The following is a 6,621-nucleotide window of genomic DNA, read 5'->3' on the forward strand; positions in this document are numbered from 1 at the left end:
GCCCTGACTACTTTTATTGATCAAATTGCTTATTTATAAGGAGGAACTTATATGTCTTATCTGGAACGTGTTCGTACGCAAAATCCGCTTGTTCATAACATTACGAATATTGTCGTCGCTCCGTTTACGGCCAACGGTTTGCTCGCACTAGGTGCATCTCCCTTTATGGCTTATGCGCATGAAGAAGTTGCTGATGTTGCCAAGATGTCAGGAGCGGTTGTACTGAACATTGGCACACTGGACGAAAAGGTGGTTAAGGCGATCCGTTTGGCTGGTCAATCAGCTAATTCAAATAACGTACCTGTTGTGCTCGATCCGGTTGGAGCTGGCGCAACCGCCTATCGTACGGAAACCGTTCAGATGCTCGTTCGTGAGCTTCGCCTCACCGTGTTGCGGGGCAATGTGGCAGAAGTCGCCAATGTCATCGGTGAGCGTTGGAGCATCAAAGGTGTGGATGCAGGTCAAGGCGAAGGGGATCGAATTGGAATTGCGGAACGGGCAGCACAAAAACTCGGCTGTGTGGTCGTCATTACCGGACGCGAGGATGTCATTACGGATGGGCAAACGACATTCCTGACGTGTAATGGACATGCCTTGCTTACCCAAGTAACTGGTGCAGGCTGCTTGCTCAGCTCGGTAATTGGTGCTTTTGCAGCCATTGCGAAACCGGGAGACGACTTGCTGGGCAGTGTTGTGGAAGCACTCGCTTTCTATGGCGTTGCAGCAGAGATTGCGGCGGAACGCACCGCTGACCTGGGACCGGGCAGCTTCCAGATCGAATTGCTGAATCAACTGGCCCAAGTGACACCTGACGTTCTTGCACAGCGGGCACAGGTTCGCCAGTTTGATGGAGGTGCGTAATGAGTATTGCGCAGGCTTTGACGATTGCTGGTTCCGATAATGGTGGCGGCGCCGGAATTCAAGCTGATCTGAAGACCTTTCAGGAGCTTGGCGTGTACGGCATGACTATAATTACAGCTATCGCTGCCCAAAATACAACAGGTGTGCAGGGCGTCTTCCCTATTTCATATGAAGGTATTGCTCAACAGTTGGATTCGACCGGTGATGATTTTCAACCTACAGCCGTGAAGACGGGCATGCTCTATAGTGCTGAAATAATTAAACTGGTTGCCGAGAAATGGCAGCACTATGGATGGTCCAATTTGGTCATCGATCCGGTTATGGTTGCCAAAGGTGGCGCTCCCCTGCTACAGCAGGAAGCCGTTCAAGCGCTAATTACGGAGCTGCTGCCTCATGCACTGATCACGACACCGAACATTCCGGAAGCCGAGCTCCTTACTGGAATGTCCATTTTAAATTTGAGTCAGCGCGAAGAAGCCGCAAGACGAATCGTGCAGATGGGCTCCACGTATGCTTTGGTGAAAGGTGGTCATGATGAGGGAAGTGGCATGATTGTCGATGTGCTTTATGATGGGCAGTCTTTTCACTATCTGGAGAACGTTCGGGTAGTGACAAGGCATACCCATGGAACGGGATGTACGTATTCTGCGGCCATTACTGCCGAATTGGCGAAGGGCTCAACTGTACTGGCTGCCGTCACCACCGCGCGAGCATTCATTCAGGCAGCCATCGAAGATGAGCTGGGGATTGGGGCTGGACATGGGCCGACGAATCATTTTGCGTATCAGCGCAGACTGCGGGGTGAACAGTAATGCGCCCTCTGGATGCAGAAGCAATACGGCATGCGATGCAGGTGTATTTGGTAATGGGCAGCGTGAATACGACGCGTGACCCGGTGGAGGTGCTGCGCCAAGCCATCGATGGCGGCATTACGCTGTTCCAGTTCCGGGAAAAAGGAACTGGTGCTCTGGTTGGCGAAGCACGCATCACGCTTGCGAGGCGGCTTCGCGAGATGTGCAGCCAGCACGGGATACCGTTCATCGTGAACGATGATGTGGAGCTGGCTGTGACGGTGGAGGCCGACGGCATACATGTCGGCCAGGACGATGCGGACGCGGCGCTGGTACGCGCCCGCATCGGAGAAGGGCGGATGCTTGGCGTATCCGCCCACTCCGTGGAGGAAGCCCGCCGTGCAGTGCAGGCGGGCGCCAACTATCTTGGCGTCGGGCCCATGTACCCGACGCGGTCCAAAGCGGATGCCCACGCTGTGCTGGGCCCCGCCGGGGTTGCCGAACTGCGCGCCGAAGGCATCGCAGTTCCGGTGGTGGGTATCGGCGGCATTACGCCCGATACCACGGCCGCCGTGATGGCGGCAGGAGCCGACGGCGTAGCCGTCATCTCCGCCATCGCGGGCGCGGCCGATGTGCGCGCAGCGGCTGCGCAGTTCGCTGCGGCGGTGCGCGGGATGCAGGCGTAGCCATGCGCTCCCTGCACCGCCAGCCCGTGTGCTGCACCAGATAGATGGTGCAGCACATTCAGTCATTCTCAAGATGCAGCCTCTGTGCCTGCATCTTATTTTTTCATTTTCACCTGTTGACTCTCACGTAACGTGACGCTGTACAATCGGTGGTGTAAGGAGGTTTCTATCATGGCCATGAAAGTAAAAGAAGTGGCCGAACTTGTCGGGATCAGTGTGCGCACACTGCATCATTATGATGAGATCGGACTGTTAACACCGGACGAAGTGACTTCTGCGGGATATCGACTGTATTCAGATACCAATCTGGAAATGCTGCAGCAGATTATATTTTTTAAAGAACTCGATTTCTCTCTGAAAGATATCAAGGAAATTATAAACAATCCATCTTTCAATCGAGAAGATGCTCTGAATATGCATCGCCGTATTTTGCTGAAAAAACGCCAGCGGTTGGACCAAATGATCGCCACCATTGATAAATCGGTTCAACACGTGAGAGGAGAAATTAAGATGACAGCCAAAGAACAATTTGAAGGGTTTAATTTCAGTCATAATCCGTATGAACAGGAAGCGCGGGAACGTTGGGGAGACCAAGCAGTGGATCAGGCTAATCAAAAGTTACACAACCAGTCTCCTGGGGAGCAAAAAGCTCTATCCGATCAAATGAATTCAATCTACACTCGTCTTGCAGCAATTCGTCACACGGATCCAAACTCTGCCGAAGCTCAAGCCGGAATCTCGGAATGGTACAGCTATCTGAACAACATGGGCAATTATTCTCCTGAAGTCTTCAGAGGGTTGGGCCAAATGTACGTAGACGACGAACGTTTTACACGTAATATTGATCAATTCGGCGAAGGCTTGGCTGTATTTATGCGGGATGCCATGGCTGTGTTTGCTGATCGAAACAGTTAATCTAGGCCTACATTGATTCCACCTATAGCATTATCCGATGCCCCTCGCAATCAGGTATAAGTTGTAAACAAGTAGTTCCATTTCGATCTTTCTATTGCAAATGAAAACTTGCTCTCTCGATATAGGGAATATGCTCATATTAAATAGAACTCCGTTCTGCCACATCTTTTCCGTGTTCATGCAATGTGCTGGACAGCCGAGGGATTCAACATTACTCAGTTTACACAAAAAAGGGACGTACGCCCTAAGGCGTCACGTCCCTCTTTTAGTATCTCAGCCGCAATGTGAATAAGCCATTACAGTTATTCACTCTGAGTACTTTTTTAATGGAGGCAGTCCCTGTATTACTCAGGTCTAGCTTCCTGCTATCCATCGGTTAAGCTCTAGGAGCGTGATCAGACGAAGAAGCATCCGATGCCAGACTGGTCTTCGCCATCCGTCCTGGAATCTGCCATGCCGATACGATCGCCAGTACGATGAATAACAGGTCAACTGGCTCGCTGAAATAATCCGTAAAGGTATCCACAAATGCACTTACCATCTCTCCATCGAACACCAGATCCAACATGCTGGCATCGCTGAACAACTCGGAAGTAAAATACACCACCGTCAGATACTTCCCAAGCAAAATGCCGATAAGGGCAAAGATAACTGCAATTGCTTTGTGTGCCGTAGCGATCCGTTTGTTCGAGAACAATACAACCGCGTAGCCTGTGAGCGCCCCAATGACGATAGCAATGAGCCCAAGCTCCCTTTCCGTCATGGCAGCGATCACTGCCCACACAATGCCCCCTACAACTGCTGCCAATAATCCACCAACGATTGGCATGCCAATCTTGATCCCTTGTTTCTCTTCCACGTTGTCTTTCCCTCCTGAGTCATGCTAATGCTTCTTTTCCAGAATTCACCTTTCCTATGAAACCACAAATACACCTTTTATTCAACAAAATTCTCCCTGCTTTTGTTTCGTCCCCTCACTCTTTAAGAAATAGGCACATCCGCCTAATAATCGCATATTCTGGTTAAAACGTGTTTGGAAGGAGTACTTCCCATGTACTATGTTCCCTATTACCGAAATGACAACTTGCTGTTAGCGCAAATTTCCAAAGCTATTAATGGAGAATCCTCAGCAATTGTCTGTTACGCCAAACTGGCAGAATTAGCACCCTCAGAAGTGGAAAAAGCCCGTATTCTGGAGATACGTCTTGATGAATTAGAGCATCTTCAAAAATTCACCGCCATTTATGTTTCGTTAACAGGTACGCAACCTACGGTCCAAATCTCTTCGGATTGTCCATCAGAGTATTTCGCGGGAATAGATTATGCTTTTAATGATGAGCAAAACACGGTTGAGTTTTACTCACAAGTCGCAGATCAAGCAAATGACCCTTACATTAAAGAATCGTTTCGACGTGCAGCAACGGATGAACAGAGACATGCCGTCTGGTTCCTGTATTACTTAACAAAGCATAAGTCAAAAACATCTTTTGAGAATTCTCCTATTACCAAATAACGAAAAAATCCCCTCTAGAAGCTTTCGCTGGCGTAGAGGGGAAGACTATATAAATCTAATTATCTCATGTCAAAAGGCATTTTATATAAATTAAGCTCCCTTGGCAGGATTAATGACAGCAGCAATCTGCGCCAAAATAGCATCCACCGATGCTGGGTCATTCACATCATACTCATCAATGTTCAAACGCAGCACCGGACAAGCCGTAAATTGATTAATCCATACCGAATAGCGCTCATGCATATGCTCCCAGTAGGAACGGTCGGTCTGAATCTCCATCTCCCGTCCGCGTTCCGTAATCCGATTCAGAATGGATGGCAAGCTACCTTCCAGGTAAATCAGTACATCCGGATGAGGGAAATACGGTGTCATCACCATAGCTTCAAACAAACTGCTGTACGTCTCAAAATCCGTAGCTGACATTGTCCCCTGATCCGCATGCATTTGCGCAAAGATACCTGTATCCTCATAGATAGAACGATCCTGTACGAAGCCACCGCCCAGTTCAAAGATTTTCTTCTGTTCCTTAAAACGTTCTGCCAGGAAATAAATTTGCAAATGGAAGCTCCATCGTTCAAAGTCATGATAGAACTTCTCCAGATATGGATTGTGGTCGACTTGCTCGAGCGAAGTCTTGAAGCTCAAACGCTCTGCCAGTGCCGCTGTTAGCGTGGATTTGCCCACCCCAACGGTACCTGCTACCGTAATTAATGCATTCGCCGGAATGCCATAGTTGTTCATGTGATATACTCCTTTACCTGATTAACAATCTGTTTAAAATGTTCGGGATGTTCTACAAAATCGATCTGCTCCGCATTCACCTTAATAATTATCGGCGGATTCGGGCTGCTAGCCAGGTAGGCCATACCTGTTTTATAATCTGCAATTAACTGCTCCATATAAGCCGGGTCCATATCCTGCTCAAAAGACCGTCCACGTTTGTTGATCCGATTCATCAATGTATCGAGTTCAGCCTCAATATAGAGCACCAGATTGGGTTTCGGCAGATCATCTGTTAAGAGATGATAGATTTGACGGTATTTGTCTCGTTTCGTTCCCTTTAAGGTACGTTCGGCAAAAATCATATTTTTATAGATATGATAGTCCGAAATGACGGGTGTATTCTTCTTAATGTAGTGCACGCCTGTGTCTTCCAGTTGCTTAAACCGGTTACACAGAAAAAACATTTCAAGCTGGAAGCTCCACTCATCTATATCCTGATAGAAGGAAGCCAAAAAGGGATTCTCTTCTACAATTTCCTTGACCAGCGGAAGGTTCAATTCCTGAGAAAGCATCGTTGCTAACGTTGTTTTCCCCGCACCAATCGGACCCTCCACGGCAATAAACGGGGCTGATTTCATCGTGATTCAGTTCCTCCTCGTACTCATGCGTGTTTCCGTTTCTATATAGGCCCCACCTATTGTATCACAGCTTGGATGATGGGAAGGCCAGTATTTTATGTATAAAATGAGTTTTATCTCTAAAATCGAAGATATATAAAACAGCCTACAGTAGTTATATTCATTCCTAAAATCATAATAACAGAAAAAGACACGATCGCTTATCTACGATCGTGTCTTTTGATTGCTTGGCGGCGTCCTACTCTCCCAGGACCCTGCGGTCCAAGTACCATCGGCGCTAGAGGGCTTAACGGTCGTGTTCGGGATGGGTACGTGTGGAACCCCTCCGCCATCGCCACCAAACGCGATTTGTCGAAGCATAGCTTCTTGAAATCATTGTGGAACTGAAAATCATACACACATTCTGTGATGTACCAATTTTCATTTCAGAGATTATTCTCTGAAAACTAGATCCGAAACGAAATTTGCGATTTATAACCTGCATATTGGATAAG

General features: G+C 48.1%; 8 protein-coding genes and 1 rRNA gene. 5 read left to right on the forward strand and 4 right to left on the reverse strand.

The annotated features are described in order from the left end of the window. Positions 1–51 precede the first annotated feature (51 nt). From thiM to G3352_RS18740, 4 genes are all read left to right on the forward strand, one after another. Positions 52–861, forward strand: a complete 810-nt coding sequence (thiM, locus tag G3352_RS18725; protein WP_163758742.1) for a hydroxyethylthiazole kinase — start codon at positions 52–54, stop codon at positions 859–861. Next, the gene (gene thiD, locus G3352_RS18730) at positions 861–1,673 is read left to right on the forward strand and encodes a bifunctional hydroxymethylpyrimidine kinase/phosphomethylpyrimidine kinase (RefSeq protein ID WP_163758744.1); all 813 of its coding nucleotides are present in this window, start codon (positions 861–863) and stop codon (positions 1,671–1,673) included. Before thiM ends, thiD begins: the two co-directional genes overlap by 1 nt. After that, complete coding sequence (thiE, locus tag G3352_RS18735) at positions 1,673–2,338, forward strand: thiamine phosphate synthase (protein ID WP_163758746.1); 666 nt, start codon at positions 1,673–1,675, stop codon at positions 2,336–2,338. The genes thiD and thiE overlap by 1 nt, the downstream gene beginning before the upstream one ends. Before the next feature lie 171 nt (positions 2,339–2,509). After that, positions 2,510–3,253 carry a MerR family transcriptional regulator gene (locus tag G3352_RS18740; RefSeq protein WP_163758748.1) on the forward strand — a complete coding sequence of 248 codons (744 nt, stop codon included), beginning with the start codon at positions 2,510–2,512 and terminating at the stop codon, positions 3,251–3,253. Between the two features lie 376 nt (positions 3,254–3,629). On the opposite strand, the gene G3352_RS18745 is transcribed toward G3352_RS18740, so the two are convergent. After that, on the reverse strand, positions 3,630–4,112 hold the full coding sequence (locus G3352_RS18745) for a hypothetical protein (RefSeq protein ID WP_163758750.1): 483 nt from the start codon (positions 4,110–4,112) through the stop codon (positions 3,630–3,632). A 192-nt stretch (positions 4,113–4,304) separates the two neighbouring features. Here G3352_RS18745 and G3352_RS18750 point away from each other — a divergent pair, with 192 nt between their 5' ends. Then, complete coding sequence (locus G3352_RS18750) at positions 4,305–4,766, forward strand: ferritin-like domain-containing protein (protein ID WP_163758752.1); 462 nt, start codon at positions 4,305–4,307, stop codon at positions 4,764–4,766. 90 nt (positions 4,767–4,856) lie between these two features. Here G3352_RS18750 and G3352_RS18755 read toward each other — a convergent pair whose 3' ends face one another. The 3 genes from G3352_RS18755 to rrf form a co-directional block, all read right to left on the reverse strand. Beyond that, a complete protein-coding gene (locus G3352_RS18755; protein ID WP_076290439.1) occupies positions 4,857–5,507 on the reverse strand; it encodes a deoxynucleoside kinase in 651 nt (216 codons plus the stop codon). Next, positions 5,504–6,127: a deoxynucleoside kinase gene (locus tag G3352_RS18760; RefSeq protein ID WP_163758754.1), complete on the reverse strand. Its 624-nt coding sequence runs from the start codon at positions 6,125–6,127 to the stop codon at positions 5,504–5,506. Before G3352_RS18760 ends, G3352_RS18755 begins: the two co-directional genes overlap by 4 nt. A gap of 225 nt (positions 6,128–6,352) precedes the next feature. Beyond that, positions 6,353–6,469, reverse strand: a 5S ribosomal RNA gene (gene rrf / locus G3352_RS18765). Positions 6,470–6,621: the final 152 nt, after the last annotated feature.

Source organism: Paenibacillus sp. ALJ109b (assembly GCF_010747435.1).
In the GTDB taxonomy this organism is placed as follows: Bacteria; Bacillota; Bacilli; order Paenibacillales; family Paenibacillaceae; genus Paenibacillus; species Paenibacillus taichungensis.